At 74.7% G+C, this 21,338-nt stretch carries 13 protein-coding genes; 11 read left to right on the top strand and 2 right to left on the bottom strand.

What is annotated here, in order from left to right:
* Positions 1-4: 4 nt before the first annotated feature.
* Together OG710_RS01845 and OG710_RS01840 are read left to right on the top strand one after the other, a co-directional pair.
* Entirely contained in the window at positions 5-484 is a 480-nt protein-coding gene (locus tag OG710_RS01845) for an NUDIX hydrolase (RefSeq protein WP_330237781.1), read from the top strand.
* Positions 485-612: 128 nt separating this feature from the next.
* A complete protein-coding gene (locus OG710_RS01840; protein WP_330237780.1) occupies positions 613-1,413 on the top strand; it encodes an SAM-dependent methyltransferase in 801 nt (266 codons plus the stop codon).
* A 57-nt stretch (positions 1,414-1,470) separates the two neighbouring features.
* On the opposite strand, the gene OG710_RS01835 is transcribed toward OG710_RS01840, so the two are convergent.
* Positions 1,471-2,274: a hypothetical protein gene (locus OG710_RS01835; RefSeq protein WP_330237779.1), complete on the bottom strand. Its 804-nt coding sequence runs from the start codon at positions 2,272-2,274 to the stop codon at positions 1,471-1,473.
* 170 nt (positions 2,275-2,444) lie between these two features.
* Between OG710_RS01835 and OG710_RS01830 the strand changes: the two genes are divergently transcribed.
* Positions 2,445-3,107 carry a lysophospholipid acyltransferase family protein gene (locus OG710_RS01830; protein ID WP_330237778.1) on the top strand — a complete coding sequence of 221 codons (663 nt, stop codon included), beginning with the start codon at positions 2,445-2,447 and terminating at the stop codon, positions 3,105-3,107.
* A gap of 30 nt (positions 3,108-3,137) precedes the next feature.
* Here the strand turns inward: OG710_RS01830 and dhbC are convergent, their stop codons facing one another.
* Positions 3,138-4,334: an isochorismate synthase DhbC gene (gene dhbC, locus OG710_RS01825; protein WP_330237777.1), complete on the bottom strand. Its 1,197-nt coding sequence runs from the start codon at positions 4,332-4,334 to the stop codon at positions 3,138-3,140.
* A 548-nt stretch (positions 4,335-4,882) separates the two neighbouring features.
* On the opposite strand from dhbC, the gene OG710_RS01820 reads away from it, so the two are divergent.
* From OG710_RS01820 to OG710_RS01785, 8 genes are all read left to right on the top strand, one after another.
* On the top strand, positions 4,883-5,122 hold the full coding sequence (locus OG710_RS01820) for a phosphopantetheine-binding protein (RefSeq protein ID WP_111334762.1): 240 nt from the start codon (positions 4,883-4,885) through the stop codon (positions 5,120-5,122).
* Entirely contained in the window at positions 5,119-6,018 is a 900-nt protein-coding gene (locus OG710_RS01815) for a siderophore-interacting protein (protein ID WP_330237776.1), read from the top strand. Before OG710_RS01820 ends, OG710_RS01815 begins: the two co-directional genes overlap by 4 nt.
* Before the next feature lie 95 nt (positions 6,019-6,113).
* Complete coding sequence (locus OG710_RS01810) at positions 6,114-7,115, top strand: ABC transporter substrate-binding protein (protein ID WP_330237775.1); 1,002 nt, start codon at positions 6,114-6,116, stop codon at positions 7,113-7,115.
* Positions 7,112-8,134 (top strand): FecCD family ABC transporter permease, encoded by a 1,023-nt coding sequence (locus OG710_RS01805; protein WP_330237774.1) that lies wholly within the window; start codon positions 7,112-7,114, stop codon positions 8,132-8,134. The genes OG710_RS01810 and OG710_RS01805 overlap by 4 nt, the downstream gene beginning before the upstream one ends.
* Positions 8,131-9,126 (top strand): FecCD family ABC transporter permease, encoded by a 996-nt coding sequence (locus tag OG710_RS01800; protein ID WP_330237773.1) that lies wholly within the window; start codon positions 8,131-8,133, stop codon positions 9,124-9,126. The genes OG710_RS01805 and OG710_RS01800 overlap by 4 nt, the downstream gene beginning before the upstream one ends.
* Positions 9,123-9,908 (top strand): ABC transporter ATP-binding protein, encoded by a 786-nt coding sequence (locus tag OG710_RS01795; RefSeq protein WP_330237772.1) that lies wholly within the window; start codon positions 9,123-9,125, stop codon positions 9,906-9,908. The genes OG710_RS01800 and OG710_RS01795 overlap by 4 nt, the downstream gene beginning before the upstream one ends.
* Before the next feature lies 1 nt (position 9,909).
* Positions 9,910-19,884: an amino acid adenylation domain-containing protein gene (locus OG710_RS01790; protein ID WP_330237771.1), complete on the top strand. Its 9,975-nt coding sequence runs from the start codon at positions 9,910-9,912 to the stop codon at positions 19,882-19,884.
* On the top strand, positions 19,881-21,281 hold the full coding sequence (locus OG710_RS01785) for an MDR family MFS transporter (RefSeq protein ID WP_330237770.1): 1,401 nt from the start codon (positions 19,881-19,883) through the stop codon (positions 21,279-21,281). Before OG710_RS01790 ends, OG710_RS01785 begins: the two co-directional genes overlap by 4 nt.
* Positions 21,282-21,338: the final 57 nt, after the last annotated feature.

The following is a 21,338-nucleotide window of genomic DNA, read 5'->3' as shown; positions in this document are numbered from 1 at the left end:
ACCCATGGCCATTCCTGACTTCATCCGAGAGATCCGCGCCACCGCCGGGCAGCAGCTCCTCCTGCTGCCCGGTGTCACCGCCGTCGTCTTCGACGACGAGGGCCGAGTCCTCCTGGGCCGGCGGGCCGACACCGGCGAGTGGTCCGTGATCGGCGGCATCTGCGAGCCGGGCGAGCAGCCCGCGACGACGGCGGAGCGCGAGGTGTACGAGGAGACCGCCGTGCGCTGCGTGGCGGAGCGGGTCGTGCTCACCCAGGCACTGCCGCCCGTGCGCTACGAGAACGGCGACCGCTGCCAGTTCCTCGACGTCACCTTCCGCTGCCGCGCCACCGGGGGCACGGCCCGGGTCAACGACGACGAGTCCCTCGAGGTGGGCTGGTTCCCCGTGGACGCGCTGCCGGATCTGGCGGACTTCGCGCTGCTGCGGATCAAGCAGGCACTGACCGACGGACCCACCTGGTTCGAGCCCACCGCCCCCCAGTAGAGCGGAACGATTGCCTCCGCTGCCGTGCGGTACCCCCGCCCTGGTGCCGTCGTCGCAGGTGAGGAAACATGGGGCCCGCGCGGCACGGAGAACGTCCGTGCCGACCGTGCGCGAGGTGAAGAGGGCCGATGACTGACGGGCGGGACAGCCGGATGCCGGTGGACGGAATCGACACGAGTACACCGCACTCGGCGCGGGTGTGGAACTACTGGCTGGGCGGCAAGGACAATTACGAGGTGGACCGCCGACTCGGGGCCACGATGGAGGAGTTGTATCCGCAGATCATCGACATAGCGCGCGCCTCACGGGCGTTCCAGGCGCGGGCGGTGCGCTATCTGGCCGGTGAGGCGGGGATACGGCAGTTCCTGGACCTCGGCACCGGACTGCCCACCGCCAACTCCACGCACGAGGTCGCCCAGGGCGTCGACCCCACCTCGCGCATCGTGTACGTGGACAACGACCCGATCGTCCTCGCCCACGCCCGCGCCCTGCTGACGAGCCGCCCCGAAGGGGCGACGGACTATGTGCACGCGGATCTGCGGGACTCCGGGACCGTGCTGCGCGAGGCCGCCCGCACGCTCGACCTCGACCGTCCGGTGGCCGTCATGGTGCTCTCGACGCTCGGACACGTGGCGGACTCGGACGAGGCCGCGGCGCTGCTCCGGAGCTACCTGGACGCCCTGCCCGCGGGCAGCCATCTGATGCTCTGCGACACCATCGAGACCCCGGAGACGCGGGCCGGCTCCGACGAGTACGCCGACGGCGGCGCCATGCCGTACATCTCGCGCCCCAAGGAGGTCGTCGCCACCTTCGCGGACGGGCTCGAACTGGTGGAGCCGGGCTTCGGCTCGATCAGCCTGTGGCGTCCCGAGGGGCCGGTCGAGGGCGAACCGGTCGACCAGTGGGGCTTCGTCGCCGCCAAGCGTTAGGGGGTGTCTGACTAAATCCCCGCGACGCCGCGGGGATTTGTCAGACACCCCCTGGCCCTACGCGTAGCGCACCGGCCGGTGCACCTCGGTGACGGTGCCGTCGATGCGCGCCTCCACCCAGCCGATCCGTGTGTGGTCGTCCAGCTCCACGGACAGCTCGGGGGCGGTGGCGCGGAACACGCCCCGCGCGGCGAGCCCGGCCTTCAGCCGCAGGGTGCGCCGGGGCCGCGCGGGGAAGCCCAGCTCCGTGTCCACCTTCCGGTACAGGCCCCCGAGCACGTCCCAGTCGACGGCCGCGAGGTCGACCGGCGTGCTGTCGGCGGCGTCGGTGCCGCCGGAACCGGTGAAGGAGGTCCAGCCCCTGCCACTCCGGTACGTGTGGTTCTCGAAGCGTTCGCGGTCACCGGCGATCGGGACGGTGGCCCAGGCGAAGCCGTCCGAGACCGAGAAGGAGACGACCTCGGTGCCGCCGGTGCGCCGTTTCAGATCCGCGATCAGCCCGCGTATCCGCTCGGGGGTGGTCAGGTCCGGCCGGGGCGCGGGACGCGCCGCCGAAGCGGACGCGGACGGTGAGGCGGTGGCGGTGGGGGCGGGGGTCGCGGCCCGGTCCATGGCGGGGGGCCCGGCTTGCGACAGCTCGCACGCGAGGTACAGGAACACGGACGCGAAGATCAGGGTCAGCGCCGCATGGGTTCCCCACTGGCGCGGTCTTCCCCCGTCGGCCGGCTCCGGCGCGTCGTCCTCGGGCTCCGGCGCTTCGTCCTCCGGTTCCGGCGGCGGGGGCGCGTCCTCCGGCTCCGGCCCCGACCGGTCCCCCCAGCCCTCCGGCACCGCGTCCCGCGGCTCGTCCCCGCCCGTCATCCGCACCCCTCCGGCACTCCGCGCGATCACCCGGCATGAAGGGGGATGCCCGTACGCCCGCCCGCAGTTCCCGGCACGAGGGGTACGCGCGAATGAGTACGGCGACTCAGGCGTGCGGGCGGGCCCTTCGGGACGATGGGGCATCGTCCCGAATGAATCCGGAGAACCCCATGCTCAGCCGCTGCGCCGGCCAACTCGTCCCCGCCTTCGGGCGGCTGACGCTCACCACCGACCCAGAGGCCGCTCTTCCGCCGGCCGGGATCATCGCCGCCAACCACACCTCGCTCGCGGACCCGGCGATCGTGCTGGCCGCGCTCCGCCTCCTCGGCGCCCGCCCCGTCGTCATGGCGGCGGCCGGGCTGTGGCGGGTGCCCCTGCTGGGCCGCGCGCTCGCCCGCGAAGGCCATATCCCCGTCCACCGCGGCGACCCCCGCGCCGGCCGGTCCGTCGAACTCGCCCAGCGGGCGCTGGAACAGGGCCGGCACATCCTCATCTACGCCGAGGGCGGACTGCCGCCGCGCGACGACGCGGCCGAGGCCGCGCCCGGCGCCTTCCAGCGGGGGCTGGCCCGGCTCGCGCACCGCACCGGGGTGCCGGTCGTCCCGGTCGGGCAGGCCGGTGCCCGGCGCATCACCTCCGGCTCACCGGTCAAGCAGCTCGCGGGCCTTGCCACCGCCCCGCTGCGGCGGCCCCGCCTCCATGTCCACGTCGGCGCGCCGCTCGTCCTGGACGGCGACGGACCGGAGGCGACCGCGCGGGCCCGGCTCGCCGTCACCGCGGCCTGGCGCACCGCCGCCGCCCGGCTCGGGGAGCCCGCCGCCCTGGCGGCCTGAACCCCGAACCGGGGAGCGCGGGGAGCGGGTTCAGAGTTCGGCGCCCACCGCGCTCAGGAAGGTGCGGAACTTGGCGGCGGTCTCCGCCGTCTCGGCCTCCGGCTCGGACGCGGCGACGATGCCCGCGCCCGCGTAGAGGCGCAGGGTGCGCTCCTCCGCCTCGGCGCAGCGGATCGTGACCACCCATTCCCCGTCGCCGCTCGCGTCGCCCCAGCCGACCATGCCGGTGAAGTAGCCGCGGTCGAAGGGCTCGGTCTCCGCCAGCACCTGCCGGGCCCGGTCCGTCGGGGTGCCGCACACCGCGGGCGTGGGGTGCAGGGCGCAGGCCAGGGTGAGCGCCGAGACGGCCGGGTCGGTGAGCGTGCCGGTGACCGTGGTGGACAGGTGCCACATGGTGGCGGTACGGGTCAGGGTCGGCCGGGGCGGCACGGTCATGCCGGAGCAGTACGGCGCGAGCGCCTGGTGCACGGCGTCCACCACGACGGCGTGCTCGTGGAGGTCCTTCGCCGACTCCAGGAGCGCGGCGGCCCGGCGCACGTCCTCGGCGAGGTCGTCGCTGCGCGGTGTGGAACCGGCCAGCGGGTTGGCGACGACCCGGCGGCCCCGGCGGGAGACGAGGAGTTCGGGGCTGGCGCCGATCAGGGTGCGGCCGGGGCCGGTGGGGAGCGCGAAGGTGTGGCCGCAGGGGTCGCGGCGGGCCAGCCGCTGGAGCATGGCCGGCACGTCCAGCGGCGCGGGGGAGGTGAGTTCGAGGGTGCGGGCCAGGACGACCTTGCTGAACTCGCCGCGCCACATCCGGGCCACCGCCGAGGCGACACCCGCCGCGTAGACGTCCGGCTCCGGCACCGGGCGGATGCCCCAGTCGGGGGAGGCCGCCGGCGACGAGGGGAGGGCGATGAGCGGGTCGCTGGAGAGCGGCGGGGCGGTGCGCAGCCTCTCGGGCACACTCAGCGCGGCCGGGGCGGTGTGGTCGAAGGGGATCGCGCCCAGTACCACCGGGGCGTCCTGCCCGGCGTCGGCCGCTTCGGCCAGGGCGGCCGTCACCCGTTGGTCCACCGGGCGGGCGCCGTGCGGCACTTGGCGCGCGGGGCCGTCGGCCAGCAGGGTGCGCCCCGGTGTGGCGAGGAAGCGCGCGCCGGGTGTGTAGGCGTCCAGGAGGGAGGTGGCGGCTCCGGTGGCCGGGTGGGCCGTGGGTATGTGCGTGGCGGCTCGGGATGCCGGCGACACGAGGACTCCGATCTCGATGGCCCCGTCCTGCGGAGCCAGGGATGAAGGTGCGGGGGAGGAGCTGTGCCGGGCCGTGCGGCGGTACGCCTGCCGCGGGTCTTCACCCGGAGCAGCCCCTACGGTAGGTTAGGTGAGGGTAACCTAAGTTTGCCTGTTCGCGCAGGGGATGGCGAGAAGCGTGCGGTGGAGTCCGGTACGCGAACTGCGCACTCCGGCCGCCCGGTTGGTGGGCGGGGTGCCCGTGTCGCACCTGTCGATGTTAGGTTAGCCTCGCCTTGTCTTGAGGGGGACTGTGTGGGCGTGGAATCAGGGGGAGGCCGATGCGCCCCACGGCGGGCGACGCCGCGCGCGTCGCGCTGCGCCGCGTCCGTGATCCCCCGCCGCGCGCCCCGGTTCCCCGGCGGGCCCGCCGGCGCCTCCGCCGCCCCCGTATCCCGCGAACAGTCCCGCTCGGGGCGCCCGTTCGCGTACCGGACCCCTCGCCGGGCTCCGTAGAACCGCCGCTTCGGCCGCCTGCCGGCGGCCCACCCCCCGAAGGAGTACCCCCGATGAGTCCGACCTTGTCGCCCGACCGTGTCAGGGCCGACATCGCCGAACTGCTGGGCTGCGAGCCCGGCGAGATCGCGTCCGACGACAATCTGGTCGACCTCGGGCTCGACTCGATGCGGATCATGACTCTGGTCGAGCGCTGGCGTGCGGCGGGGGCGACCACGCTGGAGTTCCCCGACCTCTTCGAGCAGCCCGAACTCGCCCACTGGCAGACGCTGCTGGCGGGTGAGGGCGCATGAGCCGCACCGACCACCGCGACCGCCATCTGGCCCGGATCGCCGAGGTGCGCGAGGGGCGGCACGCCGAGAAGGTCGGCTACCCGATCGGCATCCGGGAGGCCGAGGTCGTACGCACGGCCCCCGTCGGCGCCGGGCTGCTGCGCGTGACGCTGGGCGGCCCCGGAACCGAGGGGTTCGAGGCCCACGCGCCCGACGAGCACGTGAAACTGATCTTCCGGGAGCCGGACGGCACCCTGCGGCTGCCCGAGCGCAACGGGTCGATGCTGCGCTGGCCCCGGCCGGTGCCCACCTCCCGCGAGTACACCGTGCGCCGCTACGACCCCGCCACCGGCGAGATCGACATCGACGTCGCCGTGCACGAGGGCGGACTCGCCTCGGACTGGGCCGGCAAGGCGCAGCCCGGCGACACCATCCATGTCGCGGGCCCGCCCGGCGGACTGATCGTGCCCCACACCTACGACCGCTATCTGCTCGTCGGCGACCTCACCGCCCTGCCCGCCGTCGCGCGATGGCTGGAGGAGCTGCCCCGGACGGCCAGGGGCTGGGCCTTCGTCGAGGTCGCGGGCGCCCACGAGCAGATCGAACTGGACGCGCCCGAGGGCTTCGAGGTGCGCTGGCTGCACCGGGGCGACCGGCCCGCCGGCTCCGGCGACGCGCTGGTCCGCGCCGTGACCGCGGTGACCGTGCCCGAGGGGGAGCGGGCCTACGTCTGGGTCGCCGGCGAGGCCGGGCAGATCAAGCCGCTGCGCCGCTGGGTCCGGGACGAACTGCGCCTGGACAAGGCGGACTACGACATCACCGGCTACTGGAAGCGCGGCGTCGCGGACTTCGACGAGGACGACCACGACCACGGGCACGACCACGGGCATGACCACGAGCACGGGCACGACCACTGAACGACCGGCCGGACCGGGGCCCCGCCACCCCGAGTTGTCCTGCCGAAAGGCCATCAACTAAGGTGAGCCTTACCTAAGTAGCAAGGAGCTTCGGAATGTCCATACGCAGATCGTCCGGCCTGGTCGGCGCCGTCGCGCTGGCCCTCGTACTGGCCGGATGCGGGTCGTCCTCCGACGGCGGGTCGGACTCCGCCTCGGAGAAGAGCAAGACCCGGGTGTTCGCCGCGGACAACGGCAAGATCAAGATCCCGGCGCACCCCAAGCGTGTGGTGGCCACCGGCTACGCCGTGCCCGCGCTCATCCAGGCCGACGCACCGCTGGTCGGCATCTCGTCGTGGAAGCGCGGCGAACCGATGATGAACAAGGAGGACCTGGCCACCTACAAGAAGCTCACCAAGGTGGCGGGCGAGCAGGCGGCCGAGACCAACTACGAGGCCGTCGCCGAGGCCGAACCCGACCTCATCGTCATCGGCGTGCCGGCCCCCGTGCTCGGCGACATCGACATGAAGCGGCTCGAATCCATCGCCCCCGTCGTCGCGATCGGCCCCAGCGTGCCGTCCGCCTGGCGCGACCTCTCCCGCAAGCAGGCCGACGCCGCCGGCGCGCTGGAGCAGTTCGACGCCCAGAAGAAGGCGTACGACACCAAGGCCGCCGAACTGGCGGAGAAGTACAAGGACGTCCTGCCCAAGCTCAAGTTCGGCCACGTCGGCGCGTACGGCGACACCGCCAAGGGCACCTTCCAGCGCGAGTTCAACGGCTCCTGGGGCACCAACGTCGCCGAGGACCTGGGCATCACCTACTACGGCAAGGTGAAGGAGCCCGGACCGGGCTCCCGCGCGGTCAGCGAATACCCCTCCATCGAGGAGCTTCCCGAGGCGTTCGGCGAGGCCGACGTCCTGACGTACTCGGTCAACGCCGACGGCAGCGTCTCGGAGTCCGTCAAGTACGTCCTGGACTCCAAGCTCTGGAAGAACCTGCCCGCCGTCAAGGCCGGCAAGGTCTTCCCTTACCGCTACACCGAGGCCGCCACCTACGGCGAGGCCCTGATGACCCTGGACGCGATCGACAAGTCGCTCGCTCCGCTGCTGAACCGGTGACCGTCGCGGGCCGCGCGTCCGAGAAGGCGGGGACCCGGCGGGCCGTCTCCCGGACCGCCTTCCTCGCCGGCGGACTGGTGCTGCTGGCCGTACTCGCCGTCCTCAGCATGGGCGTCGGGGCCCGCCACGTCGCCCCCGGCGAGGTCGTACGCGCGCTGTTCGACTACGCGGGCACCGACGACCACGTCGTCGTACGGGACGTACGCGCACCGCGCGCGCTGCTCGCCGTCGCCGTGGGCGCCGCGCTGGCCGTGGCCGGCGCGCTGATCCAGACGCTCGCCCGCAACCCGCTGGCCGAGCCCGGCATCCTCGGAGTCACCGCGGGTGCCGGGTTCGCCGTCACCATCGGGTCCGCGATCGGTCTGGCCTCCGGCCAGACCGGCCAGCTCGGCTTCGCCGTCGTCGGCTCCGCGATCGCGGCACTGCTGGTCGCCGCGGTCGGCCGGAGCTCGCCCCTGCGCCTGGTCCTCACCGGAGTGGCGCTGACCGCCGTGCTCAGCGGCGTCTCCCTCGGGCTGCGCCTCATGCTCCCCGACACCTTCGACGTCTACCGCTTCTGGTCCGTCGGCACCCTCGCCGGGCGCGAACAGGCCCCGCTGGAATGGCCGCTGACCGCGATCGCGGTCTCGCTGGCCGCCGCGCTGCTGCTGAGCCGGGCCCTCAACGCCCTCACCCTCGGCGACAACGTGGCGCACACCCTGGGCGCCCACGTCGGCCGGGTCCGGCTCGTCACCCTCGTCCTCATCACCGTGCTCAGCGGCGCGGCGACGGCCGTGGCCGGGCCCATCCTCTTCGTCGGACTGATCGTGCCCCACCTCGTACGCAAACCCGCCGCCGGCTCCGTACCCTGGCTGATCCTCTACACCATGGTGCTCGGGCCCGTTCTGCTGCTGGTGGCCGACATCGCCTCCCGCGTCCTGCTGCCCACAGGTGAGGTCCCCGTGGCCATCGTCACCGCGTTCCTCGGCGGCCCCATGCTGATCTGGGCGGTCCGCCGCCACGGGGCGGGGGAGCTGTGAACCTGCTCGGACTGCGCGCCGAACGCCGCACGGTGGCGCTCGTCGCCGTACTGCTCGCCCTGATCCTCGGCCTCGGCCTGCTGGGCCTCTGCTACGGGGCGTCATGGTCGTCCCCCGCACGGGTGTTCGCCGTCCTCACCGGTACGGAGCACTCCGTGGTGATCCGGGACTGGCGGCTGCCGCGCGTGCTGGCCGGCCTCGTCTTCGGCGCCGCGCTCGGCGTCGCCGGGGCCATCTTCCAGAACCTCACCCGCAACCCCATGGGCAGCCCCGACGTCATCGGCCTCGACGCCGGCGCCTACACCGGCGCCCTGGTCGCCATCACCGTACTGTCGGGCACCTCCGCACAGCTCGCGATCGGCTCCGTGGCCGGCGGGCTCGTCGTCGCCGCCGCCATCTACCTGCTCTCGCTCGAACACGGCTTCTCCGGGCTGCGGCTCGTGGTCATCGGCATCGCCGTCAACGCCATGATCACCGCGATCAACTCCTGGATCGTGCTCCGCGCCGAACTGGAGGTGGCGATCGCCGCCGTCGGCTGGAGCGCCGGCTCGCTCAACGGCGTCGGCTGGGAGGACCTGGGCATTCCCTTCACCGTCATCGCCGTACTGCTGCTCCTGATGACCACCCGCGCCCACGCCATGCACCAGGCGGCACTCGGCGACCCGATCGCCGTCACCACCGGAGTCGGACTCGACCGGCTGCGGCTGCTCATGGTCCTCGTCGGCGTCGGCTGCACCGCCACCGTCACCGCCGTGGCCGGGCCCATCGCGTTCATCGCGCTGGCCGCCCCGCAGATCGGCCGCCGGCTCGCGGGCGCCGCCGGTATCCCCCTGCTCCCCGCCGCGCTGACCGGAGCCGTCCTGCTCCAGGGCGCGGACCTGCTGGCCCAGATGCTGCTCGCGCCCGTCGCCCTGCCCGTGGGCGTCGTGAGCACCGCGATCGGCGGCTGCTACCTGATCTGGCTGCTGACCAAGGAGGTGAGGCGCGCGTGACCGCACGCCTGACTGCGCGGGACATCACCCTGCGCTACGGAGACCGGGTCGTGTCCACGCGGCTCACCCTCGACATACCCGACGGCGCGTTCACCGCCGTCGTCGGCCCCAACGCCTGCGGGAAGTCCACCCTCCTCAGCGCGCTGGTCCGGCTGCTGAAACCGCACTCCGGACACGTCGAGTTCGACGGCCGCGAGGTCGGCGCCTTCGGCACCAAGGCGCTGGCCAAACACCTCGGCTTCCTGCCGCAGGACCCCACCGCGCCCGAGGACATCAAGGTCCGCCAGCTCGTGGCCCGCGGCCGCTTCCCGCACCAGTCGCTGCTGGCCCTGTGGTCGGACGGCGACCAGGAGGCCGTCGACGGGGCACTGGCCGCGGCCGGCGTCGCCGACCTCGCCGACCGGTTCGTACGGGAACTCTCCGGCGGCCAGCGGCAACGGGTCTGGATGGCCATGGTGCTCGCCCAGCAGACGCCCTACCTGCTGCTCGACGAACCCACCTCGTTCCTCGACATCACCCACCAGTACCAACTGCTCGGCCTGCTCGCCCGGCTGCGCAACGAGGGCCGCACCGTCGTCGCCGTACTGCACGACATCAACCAGGCCTGCCGCTTCGCCGACCACCTGATCGCCATGAAGGCCGGTTCCGTGGTCGCCGAGGGCGACCCCGCGGACATCGTGGACGCCACGCTGATCAAGGACGTGTTCGACCTGCCCAGCGTCGTCGTCCCGGACCCCGTGACCGGAACTCCGATGGTCGTCCCCACCCTGCAAGGAGAGTAAGTTGACCACCGCGAGCGTGTCCCCGGACGGCCTTCTCCCCCTGACCGGCGCCCAACTCGGCATCTGGAACGCCCAGCGCATCGAACCCGACTCGCCCTACTACGTCGTCGGCGACGTCATCGAGATCACCGGCGGCGAACCGGTCGACACGAACGCCCTCGCCCACGCCGTCCGGGCCACCACCGAGGAGGCCGAAAGCCTCCGGCTCCGGGTGTACGACACCCCGGACGGACCGCGCCAGGCGGTCTGCACCGACCCCGTCGCCCTGCCCCCGGTCATCGACCTCAGCACCGAGGACGACCCCGCCGCCGCGGCCCGCGAGTACGTCACCGCCGAACGCGCCCGGCTCGCCGAGGCCACCCGCGGCATGACGGACCGCCCGCTGTACGCGCGTACCGTCATCAGGCTCTCCGACCACGAGGTCTGGTACACCCAGCTCGGCCACCACCTCGTCTTCGACGGCTACACCGCCGCCATGCTCGCCCGGCGCACCGCCGCCCACTACACCGCCCGCGTCCGCGCCACCGAGCCGCCCCGCGCCAACTTCGGCTCCTTCGCGGCGCTCGTCGCCGAGGACACCGCCTACCGGGAGAGCGACCGGGCCGCCGAGGACCGCGCCTACTGGGTCGAACGCTTCACCCCGCTGCCCGACCTCGGCACCGACGACGGCCCCGCCGCCGGCGGCGCCCCCGCCCGTACGCTCACCGCGCGCGCCGAGATCGGCCCCGAGGAGACCGCCGCCCTGCGCGCCTTCGCCGCCGCCGAGGGCGTCGCCTGGGGCGAGGCGCTGATCGCCTGCTACGCCGCCTTCCTGCACCGCATGCTGGGCCGCACCGACGTCGTCTTCGCCCTCCCGCTGATGTGCCGGACCGGCTCCACCGCCCTGCGCACCCCCTCCATGGCGGTCAACGTGCTGCCGCTGCGGGTGACCGTGCGCGGCGGCGACCGGCTCGGCGAGCTGAGCCGGCGGGTCGCCGCCGCCATGCGGGAGATGCGCGACCACCAGCGCTACCGGGGCGAGGACCTGCCCCGCGACCTCGGCGTGCCCGGCGCGGGCGCGCTGCTGCACGGACGCGGCATCAACCTCAAGGCGTTCGACCTGACCCTCGACTTCGCCGGCGCGGCCGGCGTCATGCGCAACGTCGCCGGCGGCCCGCCCGAGGACATGGGCCTCAGCGTGCTGCCGACCCGCGACGGCGGCCTCCTGCTCGGCTTCGAGGTCGACGCCCGCGCCAAGGACCAGGCCGCCGTGGACGCCCTGATGAGCGCCCTGCGCGCCCTGCTGTCCGGACTGACCGCCGGCCTGCCCGTCGCCCGGATCGCCCTCGCCGCCGACACCGCCGCACTGCTCGACCGGTGGAGCCCACCCGCCCTGCCCGGCACCCCCGCCGACATACCCGCCGCCTTCGACGCGATGGCCGCGGCCCGTCCCGGCGACATCGCCCTGGTCTGCGGCGCCGAACGGCTCACCGCCGCCGAACTCGCCGACCGCGTCCACCGCGTGGCCCGCGCCCTGCGCGCCCGCAGCATCGGCGCCGAGGACGTGGTGGCCCTCGCCCTGCCGCGCTCCGCCGACGCCGTCGTCGCCCTGCTCGCCGTCCTCCACGCGGGCGCCGCCTTCCTGCCGCTGGACGCCGCACACCCGGCCGAGCGGCTGCGCGGACTCATCGACGACACCCGCCCCGCCCTCGTCCTCACCGACGGCACCGTCGACGGACTGCCCTGGAAGACCCTCGCCGACGAGGCCGCCGCGCTCTCCGGCGCCCCGCTGGCCACCGCCGAACTCTCCCGCCCCCGCCACCCCGACGACCTCGCCTACGTCATCCACACCTCCGGCTCCACCGGCCGCCCCAAGGGCGTACTGGGCCGCGCGGGCGGCCTCGCCGGCCTGCTGCACCACCAGCGGGCCACCGTCGTCGCCGAGACCGAACGGGCCGCAGGACGCCGGCTGCGCGCCGCGCACACCTACTCCTTCGCCTTCGACTCCGCCTTCGAACACCTCGTCTGGCTGCTGTGCGGGCACGAACTCCACATCTACGACGCCGACACCACCCGCGACGCCGACGCCCTGCTCGCCGCGTACGCCCGCGACGGCATCGACATCGTGGACACCACCCCCTCGATGGCGGCCCCGCTCATCGACGCCGGCCTGTTCGACCTGCCGCCCGCCCTGCTCGTCCTCGGCGGCGAGGCCACCCCGCCCGCCCTGTGGCGCCGCGTCGCCGCCTCCGGCATCCCCGCACGCAACATGTACGGGCCGACCGAAGCCACCGTGGACAGCACCACCGCCCGCGTCGACGACGGCGAACCCGTCATCGGGCACCCCCTCGCCGGAACCCGGGTCTACGTCCTGGACAACGCCCTGCAGCCCGTCCCGCCCGGCACCGCCGGCGAACTGTACCTGGCCGGCCCCCACCTGGCCCGCGGCTACCTCGGCCGCCCCGCCGCCACCGCCGAACGCTTCGTCGCCGACCCGTTCGGCGCCCCCGGCGACCGGATGTACCGCACCGGAGACCTGGCCCGCTGGCTGCCCGGCCGCGGCCTGGAGTACGGCGGCCGGGGCGACGGACAGGTCAAGATCCGCGGCCACCGGGTGGAGACCGGCGAGGTCGAGGAGGCGCTCGCCGCCCTGCCCGGCGTCACCGCCGCCGCCGCACGCGTCCTCTCCTCCCGGCTCGTCGGCTACATCGTGTCCGCCTCCCTCACCGGCGACCAGGCCCGCACCCTGCTCGCCGAGCGGCTGCCCGCCCCCATGGTGCCCGCCGCCGTCGTCGTACTGAACGCCCTGCCCGTCACCCCCAACGGCAAGCTCGACCGCGCCGCCCTGCCCGCCCCCGCCCTGCCCGGCGGCGGCCGGGAGCCCGGCACCGACCGCGAACGGCTGCTGTGCGCCGTCCTCGCCGAAGCGCTCGACGTCGAACGGGTGAGCGTGGACGACGACTTCTTCGCCCTCGGCGGGGACAGCATCACCGCCATCACCGTCAGCAGCAGACTGCGCGCCCGCGGCCTCGGCCTGCGCCCCAAGGACCTGCTGGACCGCCGCACCTTCGCCGCGCTCGCCGCATCGGCCGAACTCCTCGAAGAGACGACGGGCCCCGCCGACGAGCCGGCCGGCCCCGTACCGGCCCCGCCCATCGTGCGCGCCCTGCTCGACCCGCACCCGGACGTCGACACCGTCGCCGGATACGCCCAGTGGACCGCCCTGTACGTGGACGCCCTCACCCCGCAGCAGCTGGACCGGGGCGTGCAGACCCTCCTCGACCACCACGACGCCCTGCGGCTGCGCGTCGCCGACGGCCTGGAGGTGCTGCCGCGCGGCACGGTCCGCGCCGCCGTCGAGGAGACCCGCGGCGAAGAGGTGGACGCCCTTGCCCGGCGGCTGGCCGGAGCGCTCGACCCGCGCACCGGCGACCTGGTGCGCGCCGCCCTGCTCCGCACCCCCGACGGCGAACCGGACCGGCTGGTCGTCGTCGTGCACCACCTCGCCATGGACGGCGTCTCCTGGCGCGTCCTGCTCCCCGACCTCCACACCGCCTGCGCCGGCGGCACCCCCGAACCCGCCGGCACGTCCTGGCGCCGGCACGCCCGGGTCCTCGCCGAACAGGGCGCGGGCGGCGCCCGGCGCGGCGAACTCGCCCACTGGCGCGCCGCGCTGGACTCCTCGCCCCGGCTCGGCGCCCGCCCCCTCGACCCCGCACGCGACACCGCGGCCACCGCCCGGCGCACCGTCACCACCGCCTCGCCCGAGGCCACCGAGGCCCTCCTCACCACCCTGCCCGCCGCCTACCGGGCCGGCGTGGACGAGGTGCTGCTCGCCGCCCTCGTCCTCGCCCTGCGCGGCTGGGGCCTGCGCGACGACGCCGTCACCGTCTCGCTGGAGGGCCACGGCCGCGAACACCTCGACCTGGCCCGCACGGTCGGCTGGTTCACCAGCGAGTTCCCCGTACGCGTCCCCGCGTCCGACGACGTCCGCGACGTCCTGCGCGCCGCCAAGGAGGCCCGCCGCGCCGTCCCGGACGGCGGCATCGGCTACGGGGTGCTGCGCCACCTCGACCCGGAGACGAGCCCCGCACTCGCGGCGGTCCCGCCGCCGGACGTCCTGCTCAACTACCTGGGCCGGTTCGCCCCGCAGGCCGCCGAGGGCTGGCGGCTGCCCGAGCACGACGCCTTCTCGGTGACCGAACCGGACGCCAAGGCCCTGGAACAGGTGCTCGCCCTCAACTGCTTCGTCCACGAGGGCGACGCACCCCGCCTCGCCGTCGAGTGGACCGCCGCCGGCGAGATCCTCGGTGACGGCGCCGTCACCGCCCTCCAGGACGCCTGGGCCGCCGCACTGGACGCCCTGGCCGCGCACGCCCTGCACACCGACGGCGGACTCACCCCCAGTGACCTGCCGCTGGTGGACCTCGACCAGGACACCATCGACGCCCTGGAACGCACCGGCCGCGTCAGCGACGTACTGCCCGCCACCCCGCTCCAGGTCGGACTCTCCTTCCACACCCTGGTACGGGACGAGACGGACACCGACGTCTACGTCGTCCAGGCCGTCACCACCCTGTCCGGCGAACTGGAACCCGACCGGATGGAACGCGCCGCCCGCGAACTGCTGCGCCGCCACCCCGCCCTGCGCGTCCACCTCGCCACCGCCGGCGACGAGGTGATCCAGGTGATACCCGCCGGCGTCGCCCTGGAATGGCGGCGCGACGACGACTTCGCCGAGGCCGCCCGCGCCGACCTGGAACGCCCCTTCGACCCGGCCGTGCCCCCGCTCATCCGCTTCCTGCTCTCCCGCGTCGGACCCGCCGAGCACAAGCTCGTCATCACCAACCACCACGCCCTGCTCGACGGCTGGTCCATGCCCATCGTCGGCCGCACCCTCCTCGCGATCTACGCCGAACTCGGCGGCGGCCCCGCAGCACCCGTCTCCCCGCCCCTCCAGGAGTACTTCCGCTGGCTGGCCGGCCGGGACCGGGAGGCCTCGCTCACCGCCTGGCGCGAGGCGCTCGCCGGCGTCGAGGACGCCACCCGGCTGGCACCCGCCACCACCTCCACCGGCACCGAACGGCCCGGCCGCGAAACCGTCGAGCTGGGCCGCGAGTTCAGCGACCGGCTGCGCGCCTTCGCCCGCGACCGGGGCGTCACCCTGACCACCGTCCTGCAGACCGCCTGGGGCCTGCTGCTCGGCCGGCTCACCGGCCGCCGCGACGTCGTGTTCGGCTGCCCGGTCTCCGGCCGGCCCGCCGAGGTCGACGGCGTCGAGTCGATGATCGGCCAGCTCGGCACCACCGTCCCGGTCCGCGTCCGGTACGACGCACAGCGCACCGTCACCGACCTCATGGCCCGGGTGCACGCCGAGAGCGTCGCCCTCGCCGACCACCACCACGTGGGCCTGCCCGGCATCCAGCGGGCGGCCGGCATCGGCGAACTCTTCGACACCATGCTCGTCATGGAGAACTTCCCGCTCTCCAGCCGCACCCGCACCCCGCTCGCCCCCGGCCTCGACCTCACCGGCGTGGACATCACCGACGCCACCCACTACGCCCTCACCGTCATCGTGATCCCCGGCGACGAGATCACCATCGGCCTCGGCCACCAGCCCCGCGCCTTCGACCGGGACACCGTCCGCGACTACGGACGCTGGCTCCTCAACCTGCTGCGCGAGATCACCGACGACCCGGACCGGCCCGCGCTCGTCCTGCCCACCCTCGACGCCGGCGAGCGGGCCCGCGTCCTGCGCACCGGCACCGAGGTCGTCCCCGTCCGGCAACGCGGCCACTGGCTGGCGGAGTTCGCCCACTGGGTCCGCCGCAAGCCCGGCGCCGAGGCACTGGTCTGCCGCGACCGCAGCCTCACCTACGACGAACTCGACCGGCAGGCCAACCGGCTCGCCCACGCGCTCATCGCCCGCGGCGTCCGGCCCCAGGACCCCGTCGCGGTCCTCATCGGCCGGGACGTCGAGATGACCGTCGCCCTGTTCGGCGTGGCCAAGGCCGGCGCGGTGTACGTGCCGATGGACGCGGCCTACCCGCGCGAACGGCTCGCGTACATGTTCGACGACATCGCGCCGGCGGCCGTGGTGACCACCGGCGCCGAACTGCCCGTCGACCGCGACCTGCCCGTCCTGCGCCTCGACGACCCGGCCACCCTGGCCTCCGTACCCGACACCGACCCGGCCGAGGCGCGCGCCCGGCTCACCGACGACGCCCTCGCGTACGTCATCTACACCTCCGGCACCACCGGCCGCCCCAAGGGCGTCGGCGTCACCCACCGGGGCGTGCCCGACCTCATCGCCCTCCAGGAGGAGGTCGTCGGCGTCACCGAGCACGACCGCTATCTGCACTTCGCCTCGACCGGCTTCGACGTGGCGTTCTGGCAGACCATGGTGCCGCTGCTGTCCGGCGGGACCTCCGTCATCGCCCCCGAGGAGGTCCGCGTCCCCGGCGACGAACTCCTCGACTACATCGCCGAGCACCGGGTCACCGGCGTGAACCTGCTGCCGTCGTTCCTGGCCGCCATGCCCGACGACCGCACCGTCGACCCCGACGTGCTCTTCGTCGTCGGCGCCGAACGCCTCGACCCGGAACTCGCCCACCGCTGGGGCCGGGGCCGAAGGGCGCTGTTCAACGCCTACGGCCCCACCGAGGTCACCATCAACTCCACCACCTGGCACTACGACCCGGACGACGCCGGACCGCTGCCCATCGGCCGCCCCGACCCCAACGTCCGCGCCTACGTCCTCGACGGCGGACTCCAGCCGGTCGGCGTCGGCGTCACCGGGGAGCTGTACCTCGGCGGCCCCAGCCTGGCCCGCGGCTACCTCGGCCGCCCCGGCCGCACCGCCGGCACCTTCGTCGCCGACCCCTACGGCCCGCCCGGCACCCGCATGTACCGCACCGGCGACCTGGTGCGCTGGCGCCACGACGGCCAGCTGGTCTTCCTCGGCCGCGCCGACCACCAGATCAAGGTGCGCGGCTTCCGCGTCGAACTGGGCGAGATCGAGACCGTCCTCACCGGCCACCCGGACGTCCGCGCCTGCGCCGTCGTCCTGCGCGAGGGCCGGCTCGTCGGCTACGTCATCCCGGCCGACGACGCCGGCTTCGACCCCGCCGGGCTGCGCGCCCACCTCGCCGAGCGGCTGCCCGACCACATGGTGCCCACCGCGCTCGTCCCCCTGGACCGCCTTCCGCTCAGCCCGAGCGGCAAGCTGGACGCCGCCGCGCTGCCCGCCCCCGCCACCGGCTCCGCCGCCCGGCGCGAACCCGCCACCGAGGCGGAGGAACTGCTGCTCGCCGTGTTCCGGGACGTCCTGGGCCGCGACGACATCGGCCCCGACGACAACTTCTTCGACATCGGCGGCGACAGCATCGTCTCCCTCCAACTGGTCTCCCGAGTACGCCGCCAGGGGCTCGGGCTGAGCCCGAAGGACGTGTTCGACGGCGAGACCGTCGCCGGAATCGCCGCCCGCGCCCGCGCCCTCGTCGGCGAGGCCGCCCCGGCCGTGGGCGACGCCCCGCTGACCCCGGTCATGCGCGACCTGCTGCACCGCGCGGGCCGGGCCGCCGACGGCTTCTGCCAGTGGGTCGAGGTCTGCGTACCGGCCGGCGGCGACGAGGACCGCCTGCGCACCGCGCTCGACGCCCTGCTGGCCCGGCACGACGTGCTGCGCGCCCGCCTCGGCGCCGCGCACGACGTCCTGCGCATCCCGCCGGTGGGCGAGGTCACCGGCGCCGACGTCCTGACCCGCGTCCCCGCGGGCGGCGACCCGCGCGCCGCCGCCGACGCCGCGATCGCGGCGGCACGCGCCGCGATGGACCCGCGCACCGGCCCCCTGCTGCGCGCGATCCACGTGGACGCCGGACCCGACCGGCCCGGCCGGCTCGTCCTGCTCGCCCACCACCTGGTGGCCGACGGGGTGTCCTGGCGCATCCTCCTGGACGACCTCCGGCACGCCCACGACGGGGGCGCACTCACCCGGCACGGCCAGTCCTTCCTCGGCTGGGCCCGCACCCTGCGCGACGCCGACCGGCGCCACGAACTCCCGCACTGGCGGCGGATGACGGCCACCGCGCCCCTCACCCGGCCGCTCGACCCCGCCCGCGACACCGTGGACACCGCCGCGCACCACGAGATCCGGCTCGGCGCGGACGCCACCCGCGCCCTGGTCACCACCCTCCCGGCCGCCCACCGCACCACCCCGGACGCCGTGCTGCTCACGGCCCTGGCGCGGGCGGTAGGCGACTGGCGCGGCACCCCGGAACTGCTGGTCGCCCTGGAGAGCCACGGCCGGCCCCGCGAGGTGGACCTCTCCCAGACCGTGGGCTGGTTCACCGCGATCCATCCCGTCCGGCTCGCCGCCGCCGACGACGTACCGGCCGTCCGCGAGCGGCTGCGCGCCCAGGGCGACGGCCTCGGCCACGGCATCCTCACCGCGGCCGGGCTCCTCGACCCGGTCCGGCCGGAGATCGCCTGGAACTACCTCGGCCAGTACCCCGGCGCCCCCGACACGGAGACGCCCTGGCAGCCGGCCCCGGACGCCGACCCGCTCGGCTCCGACGGCTCCGGCCCGATGCCCCTCCCGTACAGCCTGATGGTCAACGCCCTGGTCCGTGACGACATGCTCGGCGTGCGGATCACCTGGCCGGCCGCGCTGTTCACCGGCACGGAGATCGAGGAGCTGGCCGGGCAGCTGGAGGCCGCGCTGCTGCGGCTCGCCGACGCGCCCGGAACCGGCGCGCTCGGGGACCGGCCGGGCGCCGCCGTGCAGCCGCTCGCACCGCTCCAGGAGGTGATGCTGCGGCACTCGCGCACCGAGCGCCCCGACCCGTACACCGTGCAGTCGGTGTTCTCGCTCGCCGGCCCGCTCGACACCGACGCGCTGCGCGGCGCGGGCGACGACCTGCTGGCCCGGCACCCGAACCTGGGCGCGGTCTTCCCCGCCTCGTTCGCCGTCGTCCCCGCCGCGCCCCGGCCGGAGTTCCGCGTCACCGACGCCCCGGCCGACGAGGTGCTCGCCGCCGACCTGGCCGAATCCTTCGACCTCACCCGCGGCCCGCTCTACCGCATCACCGTGATCCGGCGCGGCCCCGAGCGCGCCGACCTCGTCCTGACCAGCCATCACGCCCTCTCCGACGGCTGGTCCGCGCCGCGCGTCCTCGGCGAGCTGTTCGCCCTCTACACCGCGCGCACCGGGAACCGCGCGCCCGAGCTGCCGGCCCCCGTCCCGTTCGCCGCCTACCTCGACTGGTGCGCGGAGCACCAACCGGACCTGGACGCCTGGGCGGCCGAACTCGACGGGCTGCCCGAGGGCGACTACCTGGGCGGCGGCGACAGCGGCCCGGCCTGGCAGGAGCCCGAGGTCATCACGTTCGACGCGGCGCTCGTGGACCGGCTGACCCGGCTCGCCGCCGGACGCGGCCTGACCCCGAACACCCTGGTCCAGGGCGCCTGGGCGGTGCTGCTCGCCCGGCGCTCGGGACTGCGGGACGTCTGCTTCGGCGCCATGGTCTCCAGCCGGCCCCCGGAGCTGGACGGCGTGGAGGAGATCATCGGCCTGCTGGCCAACACCGTGCCGGTGCGGGCCCGGCTCGACGGCACGCTGGCCGCCGCGCTCACCGACCTGCAGGCCCGCCAGCGCGAGCTGGTCGAGCACCACCACGTGGCCCTGGCCGACCTGGAGCGGATCACCGGCCGGCGCCGGCTGTTCGACAGCATGGTGGTGTTCGAGAACTACCCGGTCGACCCCGAGCGGCTGCGCGAACCCGCCCCCGGACTGACCGTGCTCGCCACCCGGTTCCGGGAGTCCACCCACCACCCCGCGACCCTGACCGTGATGCCGGACGGCGACGGCTGGACGGGCGTCCTCGCCCACCGGGCCGGCACGGACGTCACCGGATTCGCGGACCGGCTCGTCGAGCTGCTGCGGAACCTGGAGCACCACCTGGACGCGGACGTGCGCGCCCTCCTGGAGGACCGATGACCGCGGCGACCGCGCCACCGGACGGGCGCGTGGACCGGGATCTGCTGCGGGTCGCGTTCATCCTGGTCCTCGGCACCTTCATGGCCTCGCTCGACGCGACCATCGTCAGCGTCGGACTCGACCGGCTCACCGAGGAGTTCGGCGCGTCGGTCGCCGAGATCCAGTGGGTCACCACGGCCTATCTGCTGGCCGTCGTCGCCGCCGTCCCCGCGTCCGGCTGGCTGGCCGGCCGGTTCGGCGGCCGGCGGGTCTGGCTCGCGGCGGTCGGCGTGTTCCTGCTCGGCTCGCTGCTGTGCGCGGCGGCCTGGTCGGTGACCAGCCTCATCGTGTTCCGCGTGATCCAGGGGCTGGGCGGCGGGCTGCTTCCGGCGACCGGGCAGGCGCTGCTGGCCCGGGTGGCGGGACCGGGACGCACCGGGAAGGTCATCAGCATCGTCGCCGTGGTTCCGCTGCTGTCACCGGTCTTCGGCCCGCTGGCCGGCGGCTCCGTGCTGGCCGTGGCGCCGTGGCCGTGGCTGTTCCTGATCAACCTGCCGATCGGCGCGGCCGCGATGCTGCTGGCCCGCCGCCATGTGCCGGTGGTGCCCCCGGCCCCCGGGCGCACCGCATTCGACCTGCGGGGCGCGCTGCTGCTGTCCCCGGGGCTCGCGGTGCTGGTGTACGGGCTGACCGAGGTCGCCCACGGCCGTACGGTCCCGGCTGCGGCGGGGGTGGTGGCCGGTGTGGTGATGCTGGGCGCGTTCACCGCGCACGGACTGCGCACGCGCGCCACCCCGCTGGTCGATCCCCGGCTGTTCGCCCGGCCGCCGTTCGGGGCCGCCGCGCTGGCGCTGGTGGTGCTGGGGGCCTCGGTGTTCGGCACGATGTTCCTGCTGCCGCTGTACTTCCAGTCGGGCCGGTCCATGTCGGCGTGGGAGGCGGGGCTGCTGCTCGCTCCCCAGGGGCTGGGGGCGGCGGCCGGTTCGGTGCTCGTCAACCGGACCATCGTCAAGGTGGCGCCGAGGACCCTGGTGGTGGCGGGCATCGTGCTGATCCTCGCCGGGACGGCCCCGTTCACCTGGCTGGGCCACGGGGTGCCCGACGCGGTGATCGCCTCGGCGCTGGTGGTGCGCGGCTTCGGGATGTCGATGGTGGGCGCGCCGGTGATGAACATCGTCTACAGCCGCATCGAGCCGGAGCAGCTGCCGCGGGCCGCCGGTGCGCTCAACCTGCTGAACACGGTGGGCGGTTCGGTGGGCACGGCGGCCCTGGCGGTGGTGCTGGAGAGCCGGCTCACGGAGCGGGGCGCGGACGTCTCCGCGGCGTTCGGCGACACGTTCTGGTGGGTGCTCGGGTTCTGCCTGTTCGCCGCGGCGGCGGCGACCCGGCTGCCCCGTACACCCCCGAAGGGGGCCTAGACGTACGAAGGGGGGCGGGGCGGCCGTCGCATGGCCGCCCCGCCCCCCTCCGCCCGA

The sequence above is a fragment of the Streptomyces sp. NBC_00525 genome, assembly GCF_036346595.1.
Taxonomy (GTDB): Bacteria; Actinomycetota; Actinomycetes; order Streptomycetales; family Streptomycetaceae; genus Streptomyces.
Note: the sequence above shows the minus strand (reverse complement) of the source record. Positions and strands in the feature narration are given on the sequence as shown.

Excerpts from the sequence above, each read along its gene's own strand:
- OG710_RS01845 (WP_330237781.1), top strand. The coding sequence starts at position 5 with ATGGCCATTCCTGACTTCATCCGAGAGATCCGCGCCACCGCCGGGCAG.
- OG710_RS01840 (WP_330237780.1), top strand. The coding sequence starts at position 613 with ATGACTGACGGGCGGGACAGCCGGATGCCGGTGGACGGAATCGACACG.
- OG710_RS01835 (WP_330237779.1), bottom strand. The coding sequence starts at position 2,274 with ATGACGGGCGGGGACGAGCCGCGGGACGCGGTGCCGGAGGGCTGGGGG.
- OG710_RS01830 (WP_330237778.1), top strand. The coding sequence starts at position 2,445 with ATGCTCAGCCGCTGCGCCGGCCAACTCGTCCCCGCCTTCGGGCGGCTG.
- OG710_RS01820 (WP_111334762.1), top strand. The coding sequence starts at position 4,883 with ATGAGTCCGACCTTGTCGCCCGACCGTGTCAGGGCCGACATCGCCGAA.
- OG710_RS01815 (WP_330237776.1), top strand. The coding sequence starts at position 5,119 with ATGAGCCGCACCGACCACCGCGACCGCCATCTGGCCCGGATCGCCGAG.
- OG710_RS01810 (WP_330237775.1), top strand. The coding sequence starts at position 6,114 with ATGTCCATACGCAGATCGTCCGGCCTGGTCGGCGCCGTCGCGCTGGCC.
- OG710_RS01785 (WP_330237770.1), top strand. The coding sequence starts at position 19,881 with ATGACCGCGGCGACCGCGCCACCGGACGGGCGCGTGGACCGGGATCTG.